At 48.9% G+C, this 22077-nt stretch carries 27 protein-coding genes; 2 read left to right on the plus strand and 25 right to left on the minus strand.

Features of this window, described 5'->3' with window-relative positions; genetic code table 11:
- Positions 1–68: 68 nt before the first annotated feature.
- From E4V70_RS03130 to E4V70_RS10680, 9 genes are all read right to left on the minus strand, one after another.
- Entirely contained in the window at positions 69–1094 is a 1026-nt protein-coding gene (locus tag E4V70_RS03130) for an NADH:flavin oxidoreductase/NADH oxidase (RefSeq protein ID WP_122861911.1), read from the minus strand.
- Positions 1095–1334: 240 nt separating this feature from the next.
- Positions 1335–1535 (minus strand): DUF2625 family protein, encoded by a 201-nt coding sequence (locus E4V70_RS11070; RefSeq protein WP_269472414.1) that lies wholly within the window; start codon positions 1533–1535, stop codon positions 1335–1337.
- Positions 1501–1677, minus strand: coding sequence for a DUF2625 family protein (locus tag E4V70_RS11075; protein WP_269472415.1), 177 nt, complete (start codon positions 1675–1677; stop codon positions 1501–1503). Before E4V70_RS11075 ends, E4V70_RS11070 begins: the two co-directional genes overlap by 35 nt.
- 4 nt (positions 1678–1681) lie before the next feature.
- Complete coding sequence (locus E4V70_RS11080; protein ID WP_269472416.1) at positions 1682–1822, minus strand: DUF2625 family protein; 141 nt, start codon at positions 1820–1822, stop codon at positions 1682–1684.
- A gap of 170 nt (positions 1823–1992) precedes the next feature.
- Positions 1993–2811 carry an enoyl-ACP reductase FabI gene (gene fabI / locus E4V70_RS03140; protein ID WP_122861910.1) on the minus strand — a complete coding sequence of 273 codons (819 nt, stop codon included), beginning with the start codon at positions 2809–2811 and terminating at the stop codon, positions 1993–1995.
- 289 nt (positions 2812–3100) lie between these two features.
- The gene (locus E4V70_RS03150; RefSeq protein ID WP_122861908.1) at positions 3101–3778 is read right to left on the minus strand and encodes a triose-phosphate isomerase; all 678 of its coding nucleotides are present in this window, start codon (positions 3776–3778) and stop codon (positions 3101–3103) included.
- On the minus strand, positions 3775–4977 hold the full coding sequence (locus tag E4V70_RS03155; protein ID WP_122861907.1) for a phosphoglycerate kinase: 1203 nt from the start codon (positions 4975–4977) through the stop codon (positions 3775–3777). The genes E4V70_RS03150 and E4V70_RS03155 overlap by 4 nt, the downstream gene beginning before the upstream one ends.
- A 16-nt stretch (positions 4978–4993) precedes the next feature.
- Positions 4994–5989: a type I glyceraldehyde-3-phosphate dehydrogenase gene (gap, locus tag E4V70_RS03160; RefSeq protein WP_122861906.1), complete on the minus strand. Its 996-nt coding sequence runs from the start codon at positions 5987–5989 to the stop codon at positions 4994–4996.
- A gap of 119 nt (positions 5990–6108) precedes the next feature.
- Positions 6109–6249, minus strand: coding sequence for a hypothetical protein (locus E4V70_RS10680; RefSeq protein WP_163026435.1), 141 nt, complete (start codon positions 6247–6249; stop codon positions 6109–6111).
- A 53-nt stretch (positions 6250–6302) separates the two neighbouring features.
- Here E4V70_RS10680 and nadD point away from each other — a divergent pair, with 53 nt between their 5' ends.
- Together nadD and rsfS are read left to right on the plus strand one after the other, a co-directional pair.
- Positions 6303–6875, plus strand: coding sequence for a nicotinate (nicotinamide) nucleotide adenylyltransferase (gene nadD / locus E4V70_RS03165; RefSeq protein ID WP_122861905.1), 573 nt, complete (start codon positions 6303–6305; stop codon positions 6873–6875).
- Positions 6839–7165 (plus strand): ribosome silencing factor, encoded by a 327-nt coding sequence (gene rsfS, locus E4V70_RS03170; RefSeq protein ID WP_122861904.1) that lies wholly within the window; start codon positions 6839–6841, stop codon positions 7163–7165. Before nadD ends, rsfS begins: the two co-directional genes overlap by 37 nt.
- Before the next feature lie 421 nt (positions 7166–7586).
- Here rsfS and E4V70_RS10895 read toward each other — a convergent pair whose 3' ends face one another.
- From E4V70_RS10895 to E4V70_RS03245, 16 genes are all read right to left on the minus strand, one after another.
- Positions 7587–8198: a PQQ-binding-like beta-propeller repeat protein gene (locus E4V70_RS10895; protein WP_232037806.1), complete on the minus strand. Its 612-nt coding sequence runs from the start codon at positions 8196–8198 to the stop codon at positions 7587–7589.
- Positions 8098–8841 (minus strand): hypothetical protein, encoded by a 744-nt coding sequence (locus tag E4V70_RS10900; RefSeq protein WP_232037807.1) that lies wholly within the window; start codon positions 8839–8841, stop codon positions 8098–8100. The genes E4V70_RS10895 and E4V70_RS10900 overlap by 101 nt, the downstream gene beginning before the upstream one ends.
- A 204-nt stretch (positions 8842–9045) precedes the next feature.
- A complete protein-coding gene (locus tag E4V70_RS03180; RefSeq protein WP_122861902.1) occupies positions 9046–9984 on the minus strand; it encodes an aldo/keto reductase in 939 nt (312 codons plus the stop codon).
- Between the two features lie 216 nt (positions 9985–10200).
- The gene (gene ypfJ, locus E4V70_RS03185) at positions 10201–11070 is read right to left on the minus strand and encodes a KPN_02809 family neutral zinc metallopeptidase (protein WP_122861901.1); all 870 of its coding nucleotides are present in this window, start codon (positions 11068–11070) and stop codon (positions 10201–10203) included.
- Between the two features lie 222 nt (positions 11071–11292).
- Positions 11293–11640, minus strand: coding sequence for a VanZ family protein (locus E4V70_RS03190; RefSeq protein WP_122861900.1), 348 nt, complete (start codon positions 11638–11640; stop codon positions 11293–11295).
- A gap of 67 nt (positions 11641–11707) precedes the next feature.
- Positions 11708–13294: an arginine--tRNA ligase gene (argS, locus tag E4V70_RS03195; protein ID WP_122861899.1), complete on the minus strand. Its 1587-nt coding sequence runs from the start codon at positions 13292–13294 to the stop codon at positions 11708–11710.
- Between the two features lie 9 nt (positions 13295–13303).
- On the minus strand, positions 13304–13528 hold the full coding sequence (locus tag E4V70_RS03200; protein WP_002952710.1) for a twin-arginine translocase TatA/TatE family subunit: 225 nt from the start codon (positions 13526–13528) through the stop codon (positions 13304–13306).
- 40 nt (positions 13529–13568) lie between these two features.
- Positions 13569–14177, minus strand: coding sequence for a guanylate kinase (gmk, locus tag E4V70_RS03205; RefSeq protein WP_122861898.1), 609 nt, complete (start codon positions 14175–14177; stop codon positions 13569–13571).
- Positions 14178–15770, minus strand: coding sequence for a saccharopine dehydrogenase (locus tag E4V70_RS03210; RefSeq protein ID WP_122861897.1), 1593 nt, complete (start codon positions 15768–15770; stop codon positions 14178–14180).
- A 64-nt stretch (positions 15771–15834) separates the two neighbouring features.
- On the minus strand, positions 15835–16596 hold the full coding sequence (gene fliR, locus E4V70_RS03215) for a flagellar biosynthetic protein FliR (RefSeq protein WP_002950075.1): 762 nt from the start codon (positions 16594–16596) through the stop codon (positions 15835–15837).
- Between the two features lie 424 nt (positions 16597–17020).
- Complete coding sequence (locus E4V70_RS03220) at positions 17021–17677, minus strand: ABC transporter ATP-binding protein (protein WP_122861896.1); 657 nt, start codon at positions 17675–17677, stop codon at positions 17021–17023.
- 6 nt (positions 17678–17683) lie between these two features.
- Complete coding sequence (gene tsf, locus E4V70_RS03225; RefSeq protein ID WP_122861895.1) at positions 17684–18748, minus strand: translation elongation factor Ts; 1065 nt, start codon at positions 18746–18748, stop codon at positions 17684–17686.
- A complete protein-coding gene (gene rpsB / locus E4V70_RS03230) occupies positions 18748–19548 on the minus strand; it encodes a 30S ribosomal protein S2 (protein WP_122861894.1) in 801 nt (266 codons plus the stop codon). Before rpsB ends, tsf begins: the two co-directional genes overlap by 1 nt.
- A 273-nt stretch (positions 19549–19821) precedes the next feature.
- On the minus strand, positions 19822–20961 hold the full coding sequence (gene iadA, locus E4V70_RS03235) for a beta-aspartyl-peptidase (RefSeq protein ID WP_122861893.1): 1140 nt from the start codon (positions 20959–20961) through the stop codon (positions 19822–19824).
- A gap of 190 nt (positions 20962–21151) precedes the next feature.
- Positions 21152–21367, minus strand: a complete 216-nt coding sequence (locus E4V70_RS03240) for an acetyltransferase (protein ID WP_122861892.1) — start codon at positions 21365–21367, stop codon at positions 21152–21154.
- Positions 21368–21472: 105 nt separating this feature from the next.
- Positions 21473–22042: a tetratricopeptide repeat protein gene (locus E4V70_RS03245; protein WP_122861891.1), complete on the minus strand. Its 570-nt coding sequence runs from the start codon at positions 22040–22042 to the stop codon at positions 21473–21475.
- Between the last annotated feature and the right edge of the window lie 35 nt (positions 22043–22077).

Consider the following 22077-nt stretch of genomic DNA (forward strand, 5'->3'; position numbering starts at 1 on the left):
CAATTAAATTTACTCCAAATTTAGCCGACGCCGATAGGTCAAATTCTACCGAGCGATCTTGCCAAATTTTACTTAAACGCCCTTTTATACGAGTTTTCTACCAGCTCAGAGCATCCTAGTTCGCTCATCGCGGATTGCGCGAAATTTGGATTTCGCAGCAGCTCTCTGCCGTAGGCCACCGCATCACAAACGCCGCCTAGCAGCAGCGCCTCGCCCTCGGACGCCTTTGTTATGAGTCCGACCGCGATCACCGGGATACCGACTGCTTGCTTTACGGCCTTGGCGTAGTCCGCTTGATAAAGCGGCGTAAACGCCGGCGCGCTATCCGTGCGCTCAAAAAGTCCGCCTGCTGAGACATGGATAAACGCCGCGCCCAAGAGCTCGAGCTCCTTTGCCAGCCGCACGCTATCTTCTAGGCTCCAGTCGCCCTTTACCCAGCTTTGCGCACTTATGCGCACGCCGACGGGGATTTGTACTGCGGCTTTTATTTCGGTTAAAATTTCTTTTAAAAATCTCGCGCGATTTTCGAAGCTTCCACCGTATTCGTCGTCTCGCAGGTTAACCCCCGGCGATAGAAATTCGCTGATGAGATAGCCGTGTGCGGCGTGGATCTCGATCGCAGCGTATCCGGCGCGCTCGGCTCTAACCGCAGCCTTGGCGAAAGCTTGCTTAACCGAGACGATGTCCTCTATGCTCATTTGTTTCGGCGTTTTGTAGCTCTCGCTAAATTTCAGAGCGCTAGGCGCGATCAACCCTTCGCACTCGCTTTTTCTGCCGGCATGCGCGAGCTGGACGGCCATGACAGCGCCGTATTTGACGCACTCTTTGACGAGCCTGGCGTGCGCCTCTAGCTGCTCGTCGTTCCACAGCCCCAGATCGCAGCTCGTGATCCTGCCTCTAGGCTCAACCGCCGTAGCCTCGACGATGATGAGCCCGACGCCTCCTAGCGCTCGTGCGGCGTAGTGCAGGCGGTGAAAGCACCTAGGTAGGCCGTTTTCGTTCTTGGCCTTGTACATGCACATCGGCGGCATGACGACGCGGTTTTTGATCTCTAGATCGCCGATTTGTAGCGGCGAGAAAAGCAAGCTTTGCATGAGAAATCCTTTAAAAATTATTTGCGGTTATTTTAGGATATTTGTTTAAATTTATTAACTCGCGTGGCGGATTTTAGCGACCGCTTTCGAGCGGATGAGATTGTAAGGGCTAAAGCGTAAATCAACTATTATGTTAGCTTCCGCCAAATTTGAAATTTACTCGCCGCCGTTAAAAATAGAAGCAAAGTACTCATCTGTATCCATGCCGCCTTTTTTATCTGCTTTAGTCTTAGCTTTACGCTAGCGTCCTGCCCATAGTAGCGGCGACATCGCAAACATCACTTTGCCAAAGCTAAAATTTCTCACGTTCTCGCGCCAACCGTCCCAGCGGTAAAGTTCGTAAAATTTAGATGTATCGCCGCAAAGCGCTCGGTAAAAAACGCGAGTAGCCAAGCTGTGTGTCTTCTCATTCGCCGCTATCTGGCGCATAGTAAAAGACATTGCCCGCTTTACCACGAAAGGCGCCGCCGTTTATCGCGAAAAATCCACCCAAAACATCGTCTGCCACGAGCAGATAGCTAGGCATCTGCCCCGCTTCGCTAAAGTTTTTGCCAAGGTTAAAATCGTAAATTCCACGCTTCACCTGCTCACATCCTGAGCCAAGCACGCGCAGTTAGCCGCCGTCTATCACGATGCCGCTGCTCATAGGCAAACGCACCCATGGGCGACCGAGTGGCTACTTGAAGCCCCAAAAGCTCGCTTTGCGCCCTGCTCTCATCGCGAAGCAAAATTTCATAATCATTTTTAGCTTATTTAGCCGCTCTTCGACCAACTCCCAGCCCGGCTCATTTGTGTCTATTGGCAGCTCTAGAGCTCTCATTGCGAGTTCTTGCGATAAATTTGATTAAATTTAAAAGAAGGATTTGGCGAGTCGCCCCGCCAAATTTGTGTTAGTGTATTATTTTGCGTCCCAAGCTAGGATAGTGTTACCCTCGGCGTCGGTCGCCACGTCGCCCATACCCATGATGTTGTAGCCGCAGTCGACGTAGTGCACCTCGCCGGTCACGCCGCTAGCTAGGTCGCTAAGCAGGTACATCGCGCTGTTACCGACGTCTTGCGTCGTGACGTTGCGTTTTAGCGGGCTGTTTACCTCGTTGTAGCGCAAAATCATCCTAAAATCGCCTATGCCACTTGCCGCAAGCGTTTTGATCGGGCCCGCAGAGATCGCATTTACGCGGATATTTCTCGCGCCAAGGTCGTGTGCTAGGTAGCGAACTGAGCTTTCAAGTGCCGCTTTTGCAACACCCATGACGTTGTAGTGAGGCACAAATTTTGGTCCACCAAGATATGTAAGAGTTAGCACCGAGCCGCCCTCTTTTAACACCGGTAGCACTGCGCGCGTGAGGCTTAGTAGCGAATACACGCTCGTGCCCATCGCGATATCAAAGGCTTCTTTGCTAGTGTTTACGAACTCGCCCTCTAGCGCTTCTTTCGGCGCATAGGCCACGGCATGTACGACGAAATCTATCTCGCCGAGGTCTGCTTTGATGCGATCCGCAAGGCCGTCTAGGTGAGCTTGGTTATTTACGTCAAGCTCATAGACGAATTTGCTCCCAAACTCCTCCGCGATCGGCTCTACGCGTTTTTTCAGCGCGTCGTTTAGGTAGGTAAACGCCATCTGTGCACCCTGCGCGTGACAAGCTTCGGCAATGCCGTAAGCGATAGATTTGGCGTTAGCGACGCCGACGATGAGGCCTTTTTTGCCTTTTAAAATCATTATTTCTCCTTTCTATTTTTGCTTGGCTTTTGAGCGCTTTTTGGCGATTTTGTTAAAATTTTGCTCGGCAGACCATCCGTCTAGCCTACGCAAAATTTTAACTGCAAAGCCCCAAAAATCATCTCAAAATCCTTCGCAATTTGACTTAAAAATTTACAATTCAAATTTGAAACCAAATTTGATAGCGGTAGTATCGTGAGATGAATTTTAATGTTGTGTAGAAATTTTAAGTCAAGACTAGGCACATAGCCTGTCGCAGACTTAAAATTTCCAACTCATTAAAAGACGCTCACGAGACAACGCGTATAAGCTCCAAGAAACCAGAGGCGTCCCAGCTGGCTGTTCCTACCAACACTCCGTCGCAGTTTTTAATCCCCGCTATCCCGCCGATATTTGCGATATTTACGCTGCCGCCGTAAAGTAGCGGCGCGCTCGTCTGCTCGCGAATGAAATTTAAAATCTCCTCTATCTGCTCCGCGCTCGCGCTCCTGCCCGTACCGATCGCCCAGATCGGCTCATAGGCGATCAACAGCCGCTCGTAGCCAAGGTCGATATTTTTTAGCTGTTCCGCCAAAAACTCCTTCGCGCGACCCGCTTCATTCACGCTCAAATTTTCGCCGATGCAGTAGACGATCTGCCAGCCCGCCTCTGCGGCGAAGTCAAATTTAGCACGCAAGAACTCCTCGCTCTCGCCTAGCTCGCGCCGTTCGGAGTGTCCGATCAGCACGCTTTTTACGCCAAACTCGTCCAGCATCGCCTTGCCGATCTCGCCGGTGTGAGCGCCGCTTTCGCACGGGTAGAAATTTTGCGCGCCGAGTTTAAATTTATGAGCCGCAAAATCAAGCGCGCTAAACGGAGGAAATACCGTCACGTCGTCGTTTGCGCTTAAATTTGCGTCTAAAATTTCAGCGTATTTAGCAAAGCTCGCTCTCGTGTGATTGCACTTTAAATTTGCTAAAAACCTCACTCCGCAGCCTTTCTAAGCGGTTTTATGCCGGGTAGCTCCTTGCCTTCGATAAGCTCCAAGCTCGCGCCGCCTCCAGTCGAGATAAAGGTCATCTCGTCGGCATCTCCCGCGCGCTCGACCACGTCGGCCGTATCGCCGCCGCCAACGACCGTAGTCGCGTGAGTATCGATGATGGCGTGGCTCATTTTGATGCTGCCTTTGCTAAATTTATCCATCTCAAAAACTCCCATCGGCCCGTTCCACCAGATGGTTTGCGCGTCGGCGATGACCTCTTTAAAGAGCCTAATCGACGCAGGCCCGATATCTAGCCCCATCCAGCCGCTAGGTATTTCTTGGGCAGGAACGAATTTCACGGCGCTTTCGGCCGAAAAGGTCTGGGCTGCGACGACGTCTACGGGCAGGTAAATTTTAACGCCAAGCTCCCTGCCCTTGCGTAAGATTTCTCTCGCGTCCTCGATGAGGTCTTCTTCAAGCAGCGAGTTTCCGATATTTTCGCCGAGCGATTTTAAAAACGTGAACGCCATGCCGCCGCCTATTATCAGCTTATCTACGCGCGGAAGCAAGTTGTGCAGGGCTTGCAACTTACCGCTTACCTTGCTGCCGCCGACGACCGCCACAAACGGACGCGCAGGGTGTTTGATGAGATTTTGAGCGAAATTTATCTCTTTTTGTAGCAAAAATCCCGCCGCCTTATGCTTCTCATCGTAAAATTTAGTGATCGCTTCAACCGATGCGTGCGCTCTGTGGCAGACGCCAAACGCGTCGTTTATGTAAAATTCACCGAATCTAGAAAGCTCTTTTGCCAAAGTTTCATCGTTTTTGGTTTCGCCCTTTTCAAAGCGTAAATTTTCAAGAAGCAAAATCTCGCCGGGCTTCAGTGCGGCGACTTTGGCTTTGGCGTCCGGGCCGACGACGTCCTCGGCAAATATCACGTCTCTATCAAGCAACCTTGAAAGCCTCTTTGCCACGCCTCGCAGCGAAAATTTCTCCTCAAAGCCGTTTTTCGGACGTCCTAGATGGCTAGCCAAAACCACGCTGCAGCCGTTATCCAGGCAGTAGCGGATAGTAGGTATCGCAGAGCGGATACGGCGGTCATCGGTGATGTTTAAAAACTCGTCCATCGGCACGTTAAAATCGCACCTAACAAATACCTTCGCGCCGCCGAGCTCAAGATCGTTGATCGATAAAATTTCACTCATTTTTCACCCTTTAAATTTACTTCGTAGCCACGATCTTAGCTAGATCCACAAGCCTTGTCGAGTAGCCCCACTCGTTGTCGTACCATGCAAAGACCTTCACCATATCATCAGCGATGACCTGCGTAGTGTCGCTCGCTACGATGCTGCTGTACGCGCTCGTGCAAAAGTCGCTGCTAACTCTATAATCGTCATCGACGAATAAAATTCCCTTTAAATTTGACTCAGCAGCCGCTCTAAACGCCTCGTTTATCTCCTCTTTGCTAGCAGGTCTTTTTAACACCGCCGTTAGATCGACCATAGAGACGTTAGCGACCGGCACGCGTACGCTTTGGCCGTGCATCTTGCCGCTTAGCTCGGGAAGTACTTTTGCGATCGCTTTTGCGGCTCCGGTGGTCGTAGGCCCGATATTTAGGGCCGCAGCGCGCGAGCGGCGGAAGTCTTTAGCCTTTACGTCTACTAGGCTCTGACCGTTGGTGTAGGCATGGATCGTGGTCATGAGCCCTTTTACGATGCCGAATTTATCGTTTAGCACCTTTGCGACGGGCGCTAGGCCGTTTGTGGTGCAGCTTGCGTTTGAGACGATCGCTTCGCCTGCGTATTTATCGTCGTTTACGCCGACTACAAACGTCGCCGTATCGTCTTTTGCTGGAGCGCTCATGACAACTTTTTTGATGCCGCGAGCTAGATAGGGCTCGCATTTTTCTGTAGTTAAAAACTTGCCCGTACACTCCAAAACCACGTCTGCGCCGTAGTCTGCATAGCTAAGCTCGTTTAGATCTCTTGTTGAAAAAACTCTTATCTTTTTGCCGTTTACTTCTATAAAATCGTCGCTTATCACCTTAACGTCTTGCTTAAATTCGCCGTGCACGCTGTCGTATTTGAGCAGATAGCGCGTCATGTCGCGCGTCGCCGTGTCGTTGATAGCGACAAGCTCAACGTCGTCTCGCTCTAAAATAATACGAGCAGCGCACCTGCCGATACGTCCAAAACCGTTGATCGCGATTTTTACCATGTTTAGCTCCTTGTGCTAGATTTTCCGGCCGCTTTATGGCGCCCAGAAAGGTTATTTTCGTACTTTTAGCTTTTGCGCGTTAAATTTACCCGCCTTTGCTCGTCGCTAGGCGCGTAAATTTAAGCCGCCCCAAAGCCCGCCTTTTGCAAATTTAGCCCTGCACGGATGCCAAAAGCAAGCCCGTCAAAGCCCAAAAATCCCCAAATTTTACAAAATCTCCATTTAATTTGCGCTTTATCGGCGAATTTTTTGATTTTCAACCGAAATTCACTTCAAATTCGATAAACTGCACCGAAATTTTAAAGGCAAATTTATGAAAATCGCGCTTTTCGGCGGCAGTTTCGACCCGCCTCATCTCGGGCACGACGCCGTCGTTAAGGCTGCGCTAGAGCGGCTAGACGCGGATAAGCTCATCATCATGCCGACCTTTATCAGCCCGTTTAAGAGCGAGTTTTCCGCTCCGCCGCTGCTTCGGCTAAGATGGGCGAACGAGGCTTGGGGCGCGCTAGCTAAAGTCTGCGTGAGCGACTACGAGATCGCGCAAAATCGCCCCGTACCGACGATAGAAAGCGTGCGGCATATACGGCAAATTTACGCCGTGAGCGAGCTTTACCTCATCATCGGCGCCGATCATCTAGCAAGCCTGGATAAATGGCACGAGATAGACGAGCTCTTTAAGCTCGCGACCTTCGTCGTAGCCAGCCGCAGCGACGTAGCCGTGCCTGAAAATTTTAAAATTTTAAACATAAACGAGCCCGTTTCGTCCTCGCAAATCAGGCAAAATTTAGACAAAAGCCTGATGATACCGTGCATAGCGGACGAGGCGGCGAAATTTTACCAAGGAAAAACATGCAAGAAAGAATCGAACGAATCATCAAAATCCTAGACGCCAAAAAGGCCGAAGCCATCGAAGCTATTGACATGAGCGGGCGCGAATACATCGCAAAATGCGTCATCATCGCCACCACGATGGGCGAGCGCCACGCCTACTCGCTAACCGACGACCTAAAAGAGGGACTAAAGGACGAAGGCGAGCAGTTTTTAGGCATCGAAAGCTCCGGCGACTGGGTCGTAATCGATCTTGGCGACATACTCATCCACCTCATGAGCGCGCAGTACCGCACCAAATACAACATCGAAGAGTTTTTAAGCAAGCTAAAAGAGGCAAAAGCATAAGTCAAATTTAGCTTGCCGCACGGATAGCGTCAAATTTACCTAAAGCGCAAAGCGGACGGCCAAATTTGACTAAAGCCGCCTCTGCCATAAACGATAAATTTTGCTTGATCTCGCAAAGGCTGCGCGCTTGATTATTTGAGCCAAAATCCGACGCGCAGGCTTTTACACTTATTTAAATTTGACCAGTTTTAGCAACTATTTTTGTACAGAATTTAACCTTCAGCAAGCTTTTAACGAGCGGCAAATTTACGCCAAAAATGGGCAAAATTTGGAGTTTTTTCTTTCGATACGCAAAAGCCAAGCGATTTTTCGGCATGCTAAAACGCTAGCTAATCAAAAAAAATGCAAAAACAAACAAATGTCGCACGTCAAACTCGCAAGAGCCCACAAGGCAAAGCATCGCTAAAACAATGCGCCGCGGCTACCACCGATAAATTTTATCCTCGTAAGCGATCAGCCTAAATTCCTCTTTGTGGTTGCCGTTGCCGATCGTATGGCTGTCTTGGCCCGCGCCGAGGCGTAGTTTATGCAGCCTGCCGCCGTATGTACCCACAAACAGCACGCCCCCGTCCTCGCTTAGCGCCATAGACTTTATCGTGCCGCCCAGATAGTGGCGCCAAATTTTACGCCCGTCCTTGCCGACTGCTTTGATGTAGCCGTATGCGTCGCCGAGGATGTAAAAGTCCCGCGTCGCCACGCCCGCGTAAACCCTCATCGCATCGTCGATCAACGTGAAATTTTGCTCGTCGCCGCTGTCTGGATCGTAAAAGCCGACCTCCAGCCCGCGCTTTAGCAGCGCCCTATCCACGCCGATCGTAACGCCGTTGTAAAAGTGGCAGGAGTTCGTGATGAGCTGCGTATCGTCCGCGCTAAAGAGACAAAAGTGCGGATACGAGCTCTGCGCGCCGATGCCGCCCAGCCGCTCGCCCTCGCTATCCATCAGGATGTGGTCGTCGCACTGCTCGCCAGCAACGATGAGCTCGTTGTCGTTTGAGAGGGTCGCATTGGCCATATCGATGTAGAGTGCGGGCATTGCCCTCATCGTCCTTGCAAAGCTGCCCGTCCTCGTAGATCGGATGGATGAGCTTCGCGCCGCTTTGCGAGATCAAAAAAATTCCGTCGTGGCAACTCAAAAGCACCTTGCTACCGTCGTTAAATGGTAAAATTTCAGCTTCGTCGTATGTCAGCTCCACGTCGTGGCTAAATTTTGCGATAGGCTCGCCGCCGCCCCTGCCGTCGTAGCCTTTTATAAGCTCGATCTCACCCCTCCTAAGCAGGGCGTAAATTTCGTTTCGCTTAGACTTGCCCACGGCGATGACGCCCTTTGTCACCTCGCTCACGCACTTGCCTTCTAGCAGATACAGCGTTTTGCCGTCGTCGTTTGAGGTGATAAAAAGGATGTTCTCGCCTAGCAAAGAACAAATTTGATCAATATCCCCCAGCTTGTCTCCTATTTTATCCTTTTTGCCGGCATTGCCGGTTTCATCCTCGCACCCCTCAAAGATGACGTTTGAGGGCGGAAAATCGGCTCTAAACTTCGCCGTTTCGCCGCGCTCGTTAGCCTCCTTTAGCAGCTCAAAAACCGCCTCGCAAAGCTGCGTCATACCCTCGCGCTCATCAATCGGATCTTCGCCCTTGTAGGCATCCCAGCCGTGAACCTCCGCAAACGCCACCATATCGTTTACGGCCTTGGCGTATTTCTCGCCCTTTTCATTTCACTCTTTCTGCCACTCCGCCTTAAGCATCTCGTAGTCCAAGTTTTTCATTGATTTTCCTTAGGTGCGTTATCTCGCTTTTTGGGTGCGATTTGCGAGGTTTTGTAGCTAAATTTAACGTCTCTCAAACTAGCAAATTTATAGCGCGGCGATCCGCCTCGCCTGCTAACTCCGCCAGAGTTTTGCTATCTGCGCGGCGTCCTCGTCCGCTAGCTCAAAGCCGAAAATATCTATATTTTCAAGCAAACGCTCTTTGCTGCCGGCGTTTACTATAACGCAGACACCGTGCTGCACGAGCCAGCGCAAGATAATTTGCGTCCTCGTTTTGCTGTATTTTTCGCCAATTTGCGCAATCGCAGCCTCTTTTAGCTCCTCGCCAGGCTCATATCGTAGCTGCACCTGCACGCCATGGTCGGTAAGCTTGCCTCGCGTAACAAAATGCCGCAGATAGGAGCGCGCAGGCGTCTGATAAACAGCGGGCTTAACCTCGCTACCTTGCGCGATTTTGGCTAAATTTTCGATCCCGAATTCTCCGAGACGGTCGCAGATGCCGATCGCAGCCGCAAGTCCCTCGCGGTAAAGCCTCTGCAAAACGCGCCACGCAGAGCTAGCATCGCTCGCCCCCACGCGCAGCAAAAGTAGATCGACGTAGTCGGTATTTAATTTTTTTAGCGAACGTTCAAAGCTTTTTATCATGCCGTTTTTGTCCGCATTTTGAGCGCCCACCGAGCTTTGGATAAACAGCTGACCGCGCTCTAAGTCGCTAGCCGCAAATGCAGTAGCCGCGACCTCCTCCTTGTCACCCTCCGTATCGATCAGGCGGTAGCCTAGCCCGAGGGCCGTCTCCAGCGCGTTTTGATCCTTTGAGCCGTCAAATTTATCTGCGCTAAGCCCGATGATCGGCATCAAAATTCTATTATTTAGCGTGAGATACGGCGTCATGGCGGCAAGCTTCTCGCCGAGGTTTTTTGCACCGCTTAGATCTACGCCGTCCGTCAAATTTGCCGCACTAGTCTCGATAGTACGCTCGGCAAACAAATTTACTCCCGTAGCAAGCCCCACCGCGCAAGTCGCCGCGCCCTTTATGAACTCTCTTCTTTTCATTTTCGCTCCGTTTTTTCGATTTTATCGCTTGCCTCATCAAATTTACAAGCCGCGCGCCGAGCAAACCGTGCCGCGCCCAAATTTATTTAAAATCACAGAAATTTAAATTTTATTCCGCCAAACGACGCCCAAAAAGCCGCGTTTAAATTTATCTAAATGCGGCCGAGTAGAAATTTCGCGCTCGCCAAACGCGGCCAAAGAGCTAAAAAGTCAAATTTAGATCTCAAACGTGCACGAGCTTGGCTGTCCGCCTTCAAAACCCTTTTTAAACCACGTCATACGCTGCTTTGACGAGCCGTGCGTGAACGAGTCCGGCGTCACGCGACCTTGGTATTTTTTCTGTAGCGCGTCGTCGCCTATCGCGCTCGCGGCGTTCAGCGCCTCCTCGATGTCGCCGTCTTCTAGCACCTTGTAGCGCCCCATGTAGTGCGCCCAAACGCCCGCATAGCAGTCAGCCTGCAGCTCGACCTTGACTTGCAGCGCGTTTTGCTCTACCGGGCTTTTCGTGCGCGATTTTAGCTCGTTTATTTTACCGAGCGTGCCTAGTAAATTTTGCACGTGATGTCCGACCTCGTGGGCGATCACGTAGGCCTGCGCGAAGTCGCCGGCAGCCTTGTATTTGGCTTCTAGCTCGTCAAAAAAGCTAAGATCGAGATAGACTTTTTTGTCCACGGGGCAGTAAAAAGGCCCCGTCTGAGAGCTCGCCGTGCCGCACGCGCTAGAGACTGCGTCTCTAAAAAGCACCAGACTAGGCTCCTTGTACTGCGCGCCGCCCGCCTTAAACACCCTGCTCCACACGTCCTCGGTCTGCGCCAGCACGGCTGAAACGAAGGCGACTTTTTCTTTCTCCTGCGGGCTATCTAGCGCCGCTCTTTGACCGCCGGTACCGCCGCCCTCAAGCAGCGCGAGAGGATTAAAGCCCATAAAATACGCCACTGCGCCAATAACCAAAACCACGCGGCCGATGTTTGAGCCCAGTAAAAATCTGATAATCGGTATGAGCGCGCCCAGCGAGCCCATGCTGTTTACGCTGTTTTGCCGCCTATCCTCGACGTTGTCGCTTCGTCTGCTGTCTTGCCATTTCATTTTTACTCTTTCATTTTGGATTTTGCGTTTAAATTTAGCCGCAGTTGCGCTGTTTCTTGCCGCTTGCCGCTAAATTTTACGGCGCATTTTAGCGACTATTTATAAATTTATCGCTTTACTCCGCCGACTAGTTTAAATTTGACGATAAAATTTGAGTTAAAATAAAACAAAACGGCGTAATACAAAAAGAAGCTAGCGCTAGTCAAATTTGGAGTATTAAATTTAAAATCTAGCCTTAAATCCGTTCAAAATTTTCACCAGTAAGATACCAAAAACTATACCGATACCGTCTGCGACGACGTCGAGCAAGCTAAAATAGCGATTTGGCACAAACGACTGCGCTACTTCTATCTGGATACCGTAAGCTAGCAAAATAGCGACCTTTGCGCCCAAATTTAACCCAGAAAAGCCAAAATGCAAAGTAACGTAAAGCGCGGCGAATGCAATGAAATGATTTGCTTTATCCCAGCTGTTTTCGATGAGTTTTATCTGCGCGGGCGTGAGGGCGAGATACTCTATGGCTATCAAAAATATAAAGAAAAACGCAGCGGAAATTTTAGAAAGTTTCATGGATTTTAATGGTTTGCATTTAACCAGAAGCGCCGCTTAGCGCTTCTAAATTTACTCAAATTTGGCTCTACATCTTGTCTTTTGCGGCTATGCCCATTAGCCCTAGAGCCGTTTTGATAGAGAGCGCGACGACGGCGAAAAGCTTTAAAAGCTCGTCCTCGTTTTCGCTGCCTACGACGCGATTTTCGTTGTAAAATTTATGAAAATTCGCAGCCAGGCTCTTTAGATAGTCGCAAATTTTATTTACCGCGCGCGTGTTAAAACTATCGACTAAAACATCGTTTAGCGCAAGCGCCTCAAATAACAAATTTTTGCCGTCTTCGTTCAAATTTGCAAATTTCACTCCAGCGACATCGGCGACATTCTTGCCAGCTTTTGCGAAAATTTGATTAATCCTTGCGTGCGCGTAGTTGATGTAAAATACCGGGTTTGAGCTATCCTCGCGCTTTAGCTCGTCCACGTCAAACTCCAGGTGCGTGTCGCAGCGCTTGCTAAGAAACATAAATCTAAGCGCCTCATAGCCGATCTCCTCGACCACGTCGCCCATCAGCACGACGTTGCCAGCGCGCTTGCTCATCTTGTAGGCTTCGCCGTCTTTTAGCAGGCTCACCATCTGAGAAAGTATAATCTCGAGGCGATTTTCGTCGTATCCAAGCAGATGCAGCGCGGCCTTCATGCGCGCGATATAGCCGTGATGATCGGCGCCCCAGATGTTGATGCAGCGATCAAATCCGCGCCTAAATTTATCGTCGTGATATACCACGTCGCCGGCCAGATACGTGCCGCGGCCGTCTTCGCGCACGATGACGCGGTCTTTTTCGTCGCCTACTTCGCTTGATTTTAGCCAGATTTTACCCTCGCTCTCATAGATGCCGCCCTCGTTTTTTAAGCGTTCTAGCGTGAGCGGAAGCTTGTCATAATAGCTCTTCTCGCTAGCCCAGTTCTCGATGAAAATTTGCGCATCGGCTAAATTTTGCTTGATCAAAACAAGCACTCTATCCTTGCCGAATTCGGCCAGCTCGAGATTTCGACTCTCGTCGTAAAATATCTCTTTGCCGAATTTCTCTAGCGCTTCTTTTGCGATAGGCTCGATGTAGTCGCCGCGGTAAAATTTCTCCGGATACGCCACGTTTTCGCCAAATAAATTTTCGCGCGCCCAAAGCGAAATGGACGTGCCTAGAAGCTCGATTTGATTACCTGCGTCGTTGATGTAGTATTCAGTCGCGATATTTTCGCCAATGTGAAGCCCGACGCGAGCTAACGTATCGCCGAAAACCGCGCCCCTAACGTGCCCGATGTGAAGCGGACCGGTCGGATTTGCGCTGACGTACTCGAGCAAAATTTTCTCGCCGCTAGCTGCGCCGCCTTTTGCAAACTCGCTCGGATTTGCGAGGCTAGCTGAAGCAAATTTATCCAAAAATGCGGGCTTTAGTTTAAAATTTATATATCCGTTTAGCGCCGTAGCCTCAAAAACTTCGCTATTTTCAAATTTAGACACTAGCTCGGCTGCGATGGCTACGGGGGATTTTTTGAGCTGTTTCGCTAGGCTAAAAGTAGGCATCGCGTAGTGCGCCAAGCCCTTATCTTTTGGCTTTTCCAGCGCAAAGTCAAAGCTTGCGGCGCCTTTTATCTCGTTTATTACGCTTTTTTTCAACGCCTTTCCTTACGCGTTTTTGGCCGTATCTTCAGTCTTTGCGGCGGTTGCGGTTTCTTCTTTTTTCTCTTCTACTTTTTCTACGTTCTCGGCTTTTTTATCGTCTTCCATTTCCGATTTGAAGCTCTTTATTCCCTTACCTAGTCCTTTTGCGAGCTCGGGGATCTTTTTCGCTCCAAAAAGCAAGACCACGATAAGTAAAATAATAAGCAATTGTTGGACGCTTGGACCCATTTTTTCTCCTTTTGATTTTCGTTATATTAGCATAATTTTATCAATTATTCCATTTGTTAATAATCTCTTTTGCATCTAAATTTGACGTTTTTAGGCGCATCGAGCGCAAAATCCCGCGCAAATTTTCGTAGCAGTTTTGCAAGTCGTCGTTTATCAAAAAATAATCGTACTCTAAGATATGCTCCATCTCGCCGACCGCGTTTATCAGGCGCTTTTCGATGGCTTCCGCGCTATCGGTGCCGCGATTTTGCAGCCTTGATTTTAACTCGTTTTTGCTGGCAGTCGTGATAAAAACGGAGGTGATATTTTCGGCAAATTTTGATTTTGCGATGTTAAAGCCTTGCACGTCGATATCAAAAATAGCTATTTTGCCCTCTTTAAGCGCCTTTAAAACGGGCTTTAGCGAGGTGCCGTAGTAGTTGCCGTGCACGCACGCCCACTCCAAAAACTCATCCGCGTCTATACCTTTTTTAAACTCGTCTTCGCCTATAAAATAATAATTCACACCCTCGACCTCGCCCTGCCTCGGCGCTCTCGTGGTGCTTGAGATCGAAAAATAAAGATCGTTTTCCTCTTTTAAAAGACGGCTTAAAAGCGTGCTTTTGCCGCTACCGCTAGGGCCTGAGACGATTAAAATTTGCCCTTTCAACTATTTTTCCTCAAAGCTTATATTGATTTTTATGTTGAGATTTTTTAGCGCCTCTCGCAGTTCGCCGTCTTGCAACGAATTTTCTAGATTTTTAGCTACGGCGTCTGAAATTTGAGCCTTTAGCTCGTTTATCTTTGACGTCGTTTGAGCTTTTTGCGAGCTCAAATTTGCCGCTTCGCCGCCATCAAATCCGCTTTCGTTAAGCGCCATGGCCATATCTTTTTCGCTGATTTGCTCGATATCGCCGTACTCGCTCGGATGGAGTTCCTGCACTATTTCAGGCTCGTTTTGTATGTCGTCAGATTCGATGATTTCTTGCACGTCTTGCTCCAAGCCCGCTTCCGCCTCGTCTTGCTGCTCATCCGCAGCAAAAATATCCTCCGCAAGCTCGCCGTCTAAAACATCTTGCGCCAAATTTTCCTCAGTCGCAAACTCCGCCAGCTCCGTCTCGCCGGCCGCTTCTGTGTCGCCCGGCAAAAACTCATCGCCTAAGGCGCTATTTTTGACCTGTACCATTTGCTCGTCGGACTCGTCAAATTTCATATCTACGTCGGCAAAGATATCATCTTGCTCTTTGGCTTCTTCTATCGTAAACTTATCGTCATTTTCCTTTTGTTCAAGGCTTTGCGGAACTTCAGGCTCGTCCGCGCTATCCATATCGGAAAACTCGGCTATATCAAGCTCGTCCGCCGTTTCAAATTTAGCCTCCAAAGGCTCGTTGCTCGCATCCAAATTTTCAGATAGCTCGTCCATCTTGTCTATTTCATCGATTTGATGCTTGATATCCTCGATACTGCCGTCAAAGTCAAGCTCAAATTTATCTTGAGCCTCTTCGAGCTCCTCTTCGCCGTCCGCGGCGACAAACTCCGTTGCGCCGAGTTCAGGTTCGTCCGCCGTCTCAAATTTTATATCCATAAGCTCATCCGGCGCATCCAAATCCGCAGAAAGATCGTCAAATTTATCGTCTTTTGCGGCTATTTCAAACTCGTCAAATTCCATAGCCTCATCGTCCACACCGTCCAAATCTAGCTCTTCGTCTCCGAGTTTTTCGCTTAGCTCGTCCATATCGTCGATAGCTTTTACGATCTCGTTTAGCTCGTCAAAGGCGCTATCTTTGCCTGATGCCGCTTGCGAAATATCGTCAAGCTCGTCGTCTAGCCTAAGCTCGCCCGGATCCAGTTCCATGATCTCGTCTTCAAAGACGTCTTCAGCCGGATCGTCTATAAACTCAAACCCTTTGACCAAGGCCTCGGCGGTTTCGTCTCTTGCCGCAGCAGGCTCGGCGCTCTTTGTTTTACTCGCCAGATCCTCCACGATAGTGATAAATTCCGTCGGCAAAAACGGCTTTGGCAGTATCCTGTCGGCATTTTCAAAGGTCGGAGAATTTTTAGAGGAAAGGTATAAAATTTTATTTGCGAATTCTTTTAGGTTCATCTCTTTTGCGTCGATATCGCTGTCGATGATAAGCACGTCAAAAACTCCGCTAAGCTCGCTAGCGTCGCCGATCTCGACGTATTCGTAACCCATTTTGCTAAGAGCCAGCGTCGCCAAGCGCGATACCGCGGGATTGGCGTTTACAAGAACGATTTTCACGAATTCTCCTTTTTATACCTAAAAAACGTATTTTAAAACATTTTCCATTACTTCAAGCTTAGTTTTAGAAAAATAGCGACGGAAGGTCGTTGATAACGCGAAGCACCAGCTGCCTAAAAAGCTCCATCATGCCCGCTAGTATCGCAATCAGCACAGCAAAGCCGATTGTGATCTTGATCGGATAGCCCACGACTAGCAGGTTAAACTGCGGCATCGTCTTCATCAGCATGCCAAAAATCAAATCAGAAAGCAGCGAAAGCGCCAAAATCGGGAATGAAATGATAAATCCGAAGGTAAACAAATTTATCATGGACTTTGAGGCGTACTGCACGATATCGGGACTCGGATAAAAGCCGCCCAGCGGCACGTGCGTGAGGGAATTTGAGATAAAAAGCAAGATCAAATGGTGCCCGTCGAAGGCCAAAAAGGTCATGAGCGCGAGAAAATTTATGATATTTGAGATCACGGGCGAGCTAAGGCCGGTCTGCGGATCAAGCACCGAAGCCATTGAAAAACCCATGATCATCGATATCTGCTCGCCCGCTAACTGCAAACTAGCAAAAACGATGTGAAGTAGCAGCCCTGCGCAAACACCCAGCGCCGCCTCGCTCACGATCTCGACGGCTAGATAGTAAATTTCGCCGTTTTTAATGCTAGCAAGCGGAAACAAAAATAGCGTGAGTAAAAACGAAAACGCGGTCTTGACGCTCATAGGGATCTGCTCGTGTCCGTAAAATGGGAAAAATAGCATCAGCCCGCCGATACGCGCAAACAGTAGCATAAAGGTGATGACGCGCTCGGGCGCGAAAAACTCGACTAGTTCCACCTGACTCTTTCGTTTTAAATTTAAATGCCGTTATTTTAGGGTTAAATCCTTGAAAATTCGGTAAATTTGAAAGCTGAATGAAAACGTGCCGAAATTTTGGCGCTGCCGAGCACGGTAAATGCTGCTTTGAGCGCTAAATTTGTGCACGCAGTTACCCATTTACAATTCGGACCGTTTAATTTTATCGACCGCCTTGAATTTTTGTTTTTGGGTTAAATTTTAGTTTTGCGGGACGATAAGATATAGCCGTTCGTTTTTGTTGGCTACCGAAGTCAAAACTAGGCCTGCCGCGGCAAATTTAACAAGTCGCTACGCCTTGCGAATCCAAAGCGTCTTAAGATAAATTTGACTTAAAAAATAGCTCGTAAATTTGGCGCACAAATTTTAAATGGCAAATTTGAAAACTCGCCGCCTATAAAAATATTTAAATAGCTTCAGGAGAAATTAAAGAGAATTTTTTGTCTTCGAGGCGGTAAACCTCGTCGCATCTTTGCGCAAGCTCGTTGTCGTGAGTGACCAAAACCAGCGCCGCATCATTTGCTTTGATATAGTTAAATAGCGTTTGCATCACTTCGTTTGCGGTCTGCTTGTCTAGATTTCCCGTCGGCTCGTCGGCAAATATCACGCGCGGCTTTTTACAAAGCACTCTAGCGATAGAGACGCGCTGCTGCTGCCCGCCGCTTAGCTCGCCTACTTTTTGATTCATTACGCCGTCTATCTTTAAATTTGCCAAAATTTCATCGTCGATTTTTTGCGCGGATAAAACGGAGGCCAACTCGATATTTTCGTGCGCGCTAAAGCCTTTAAAAAGATAGTGCGCCTGAAAAATGATACCGAAATCAAATCTGCGGATACGCAAAAGCTCATTTGCCGTTAGATCGTAAAGCGACTTACCGCCGTAGATAACTTCGCCGTTTTTGGGTCGCAAAAGAGTGGAAAGTATATGGAGTATAGTTGATTTGCCGCAGCCGCTGACGCCCGTTATGGCGCAGCTGCCGCCGGCATTTACGCTTAAATTTACATCCTCAAAGAGCGTATAATCATACGCAAAGCCTAGATTTACGCCCTTTAAGATTTCCATTAAATTTTAGCCTATTTGCGCCGCAACCTCGGCCGCAAAGTCCTCGTTTTTCTTCTCTAGGCCTTCGCCAAGCTCGAAGCGAACGTATTTTACTACTTCGATCTTGCCGCCTAGCTCTTTGCTTTTTTCTTCAACGACTTGCTCGATAGTTTTTTTATCGTCCATTACGTAAAACTGTCCAAGTAGCGTAAGGCGCTGATCTAAAACGGTGTTGTCCGCGTAAAATCTCTCGATCTTGCCAGGGATGATCTTATCCCAAATTTTCTCAGGTTTGCCCTCGGCTTTTAGCTCTTCTTCGATTGCTTTTGTAGCTTTTGCAAGCTCTGCATCGCCTATCTGGCAGCGGCTAGCATACTCAGGTATGTGATGAAGCGGTTTACCTAGGCGTTTTAGCTCTTCATTATCTTTTTCAAGTTCGGCGCGAAGCGCGATAAATTCCTTCTCGACAAACTCTTTGTCAAGGTCTTTATAGCTTATAACGCTTGGTTTCATAGCAGCTGCGTGCATGCACAAATTTCTTGCAAATTCAGCCGCTTTGTTTGCGATTTCTGCGCTTTGGCAAGCTAGGCCGATTAGTACGCCTACGCGGCCGTTTGAGTGTACGTAGCCGTTTACTACGCCTTTGTCGTCCGCTTTTATAGTCTCAAAGCGGCGAACGACCAAATTTTCGCCGATAGTAGCGATCTGGCTTTTGAAATAATCCTCAAATTTAACGCCGTTGATAACGCTTGCGTTTAGACTCTCGACGTCTTTTATCAAATTTGTTTGGATGTGCACCGTAGTGTCTTTGGTCAAATTTTGAAACTGAGCGTTTTTAGCGACGAAGTCGGTCTCAGAGTTTATCTCGCTGATGGTTGCGGTTTTGCAGTGATCGCAAACAACAACGCTCACAAGACCCTCGCTAGCTAGGCGGTCAGCCTTTTTAGCAGCTTGACCTAGACCCTTTTCGCGCAGGATATCGACGGCTTTTTCCATATCGCCGTTAGCCTCGGCTAGCGCCTTTTTGCAGTCCATCATTCCGGCTCCGGTTGATTCGCGGAGCTCTTTTACCATTTGTGCGCTGATTTCCATTACTCTTCGTCCTCGCTGAAGTCCTCTGAGAAGTCTTCGTTAACAGCTTCGTTTACGACTGCGTCTTTTTCGGCTTGACTTACGGCCTCTTTGCCTTCTTCTAGCTCACCGCCGTCTTTTTCAAGCTGAGAGCGTCCCTCGATGATAGCCTCAGCCATCTCTTGGCAGAAAAGCTGAACCGAGCGGATCGCGTCGTCGTTGCCAGGGATCGGGAAGTCGATAACGTCAGGATCGCAGTTTGTGTCGATCGGAGCTACGACAGGGATTTTTAGGCGGTTAGCCTCTTGTACGGCGATTTTTTCTTTTACGGTGTCGATGACGAAAATCATATCAGGCACGGTTTTTAGGTTTCTGATACCGCCTAGAGACGCTAGAAGCTTCTCTTTTTTGCGGCGAAGCATTAGAGCTTCTTTTTTAGTTAATAAATTTATAGAGCCGTCTTCTTCCATAGCCTCGATTACTTCGAGCTTGCGGATAGATTGACGGATAGTGCCGAAGTTCGTCATCATGCCGCCTAGCCAGCGGTGATTTACGTACGGCATGCCGCATTTTTCGGCATACTCTTTTAGGGTTGCGCCGGCTTGCTTTTTAGTACCTACGAAAAGTATAGTCTTACCCTCTGCAGCTGCGTCGCGAACGACGTTATAAGTGTAGCGGAAGTAGCGGATAGTTTTTTGTAGATCTATGATATAGATACCTTTTCTCTCGCCGAAAATGAATTTTTTCATCTTCGGATTCCATCTGCGTGTTTGGTGTCCGAAATGAACGCCGCACTCCAGTAAATCTCTCATTGTTACCATGAGTTTTCTCCTTGTGGGTTTCCCCGAAATTTAGGTTTCTCCTCCACACCCATTAACATTTGCTTTTAACAAACGCAACCAAATTTTAGGACTGGTGTGTGTGAATTGAAGCTTGGATTATATTTAAAAATAGCTAAATTAAAGCTAAATTTAATATAATCCAAGCCTAGGCGCGGTTAAATTTTGCGCTGCAAAGATGAGATGCTCGCAAGCGGTGCGAGCAAGATCATACGTCAAATTTAAACTCGCCAAATTTAATAAAGCGGCGAAATTTCACTCAAAAAATCCCTTTTTCACGAGCTTGCCCTCTTTCACGCAAAACTCCCCTTTCGCGATCACGCTATCTAGGTTTAGTGCTTCGTCAAATACCGCAAAATCGGCGTCAAAACCTACCTTTATCTCGCCTTTACCGCTTAAATTTAGGTATTTTGCGACGTTTTTACCCATCATGCTTAGCGCTTGCGGGATGGTTAGGATTTTATTTTTCACGCAGGCTTGCAAGACCTCTAAATTCGTCTCGCACGAAGCGCAGCCGTAGCCCACTAGCGCGCCGTTCTCGTCAAATCTAGGCACGCTGCCGTTGCCGTCCGAGCTCATCGTTAGGCGCTCTAAATTTAGCCCGTTAGCTAGCCCGTACTCGATAGCTTCGTGAAGCGGCATAAACTGGCTTCCGCCGCTCGTGATGTCGATATAGCCGCCCATTTTTTGAAATTTGATCGCCTCGTCAAAAAGCTCCTTTGTCCGCGCGCAGTGCGTCGGCGAAAAGTAATTAACCGGGAACGAATAGTCCTTGATCACGCCAAAAATCAGGTCAAATTTATCCGCGAGCCCGCCCATGTGCATATGCAGCACGCCGCCTTTTTTCGAGATCATGCCGCCGATGCGTATCTGCGTCAGGGTCCTAATTAGCTCCTGCGCGGTCGGGTAGCTGCCGCGGTTGTCGCTCATCGCGATCTTACAGCCGATGACCTTGTCGATGAGCACCAGATCGCGCGTGACGGAGCCAGTAAATGTGACGCTAGGCAGCGCATAAGAGCCTGTGTGGATGAAGGTCGAAATGCCCTCGTATTCAAGCGCTTTGGCCTTTGAGTAGAGATTTTCGAGGCTCCTCGTGCACCCATCCGTACCCAGCGTCCCCACGACCGTCGTCGTGCCGTAGCGGATGATCCCAGATAGCGTTATTTCGGGCGTTCGAGAGTGATAGCCCGCCTCGCCGCCGCCACCCGTGATGTGCACGTGCTGATCGATGAGCCCAGGCGCTAAAATTTTACCCTCTAGATCGTAAACCTCAAGTCCCTCAATACGAAAATCAAGCCTCTTGGAAACGGCTAAAATTTTACCTCCGCCGAGCAAAATGTCGCTCTTGCCGACGTGTTCTGGCGCGTATAGATCGGCATTTTTAAGTAACAGCATATTTTCTCCTTTGCTTTGGATTTTTGATTTTAAATTTATGTTTTTCGGCTTATTTTCATTGCGATGTCACGCCGTCATTTTACATCAAATTTGATAAAAACTAGATATTTCGGTTTTATTGGAGAAGCGGTAGTTTGAGTGATGCTTGGTTTTATTTTTGTAGATTTAGCGGGGCGTCAAATTTAGCCGACTATCCGCTTAGTTGCACGCTCTCTTCTATCTTTATTAGCCCCGTAAATACGCGCCTGGCGGCCTCTTTTTGCTCGCCCGAGATTTCGATCTTTTTCTCGTTTAAAAGCAAATTTACAAGATCTTCGTTTTGTAGCGTCTGGACGTCAAATTTTCTCGCATTTGCGGCGATTTTTGCCGCGAGAGGATTTTTTGATTTAAAATTTTCGTATGGCATTTTTCTCGATTTTTAGTGAAATTTTGGCTCAAATTTAAACTCGGCGCGCACCTTGCAAAGCGCAAAACGCGCGACCGAGTTAAATTTAAGGCTCCAGCCCCCGGCTTAACGCTTTAAGATTTTAGCGTTTTCGCAGCCGACCTCTAGCCCCATCTTGCACGCTTTTTCGTAAAATTTAACCGCGGCTTTGACGTCCGCGTTTACGCCCATACCGCGCTCGCTCATAAAGCCCGCCTCGTTGCAGCCTTTAGCTAGCCCAAGCTCGCATGTGTTTTTATAGAGCTCGTACGCCCGAGCTTCATCTTTTGCTATGCCGGCACCCGTCTGGCACGCGTACGCTAGCGCGTAGCAGCCCAGCTTGTCGCCCATTTTGCACGCTCGCTCGTAAAATCTAGCCGCCGTCCCGGGCTGCTTCGCCGCGACCTTGCCACTAGCGATCATCGCGCCTATATCGTAGCAGGCACGCGCGTGTCCGCCCTCGCACGCTAGATTAAACAGTCTCGCCGCCTCGCTAAAATCCGAGACTCGGTACATCGCTAACGCGTCTTCAAACTGCTTATTTACCGAATTTGCAGGCGCGCTCGCAGGGGCACCGGTCATCTCGTTTGAGGATCTTGTTTGCGCCGCAAAAAGCATGCTCGCCGCAACAATCAAACAAAGTAAAATTTTTCTCATTTGGGCTCCTTTTTATGAGGTATCAGTTTAAATTT

It is taken from the genome of Campylobacter showae, from assembly GCF_900699785.1.
Lineage (GTDB): Bacteria > Campylobacterota > Campylobacteria > Campylobacterales > Campylobacteraceae > Campylobacter_A > Campylobacter_A showae_D.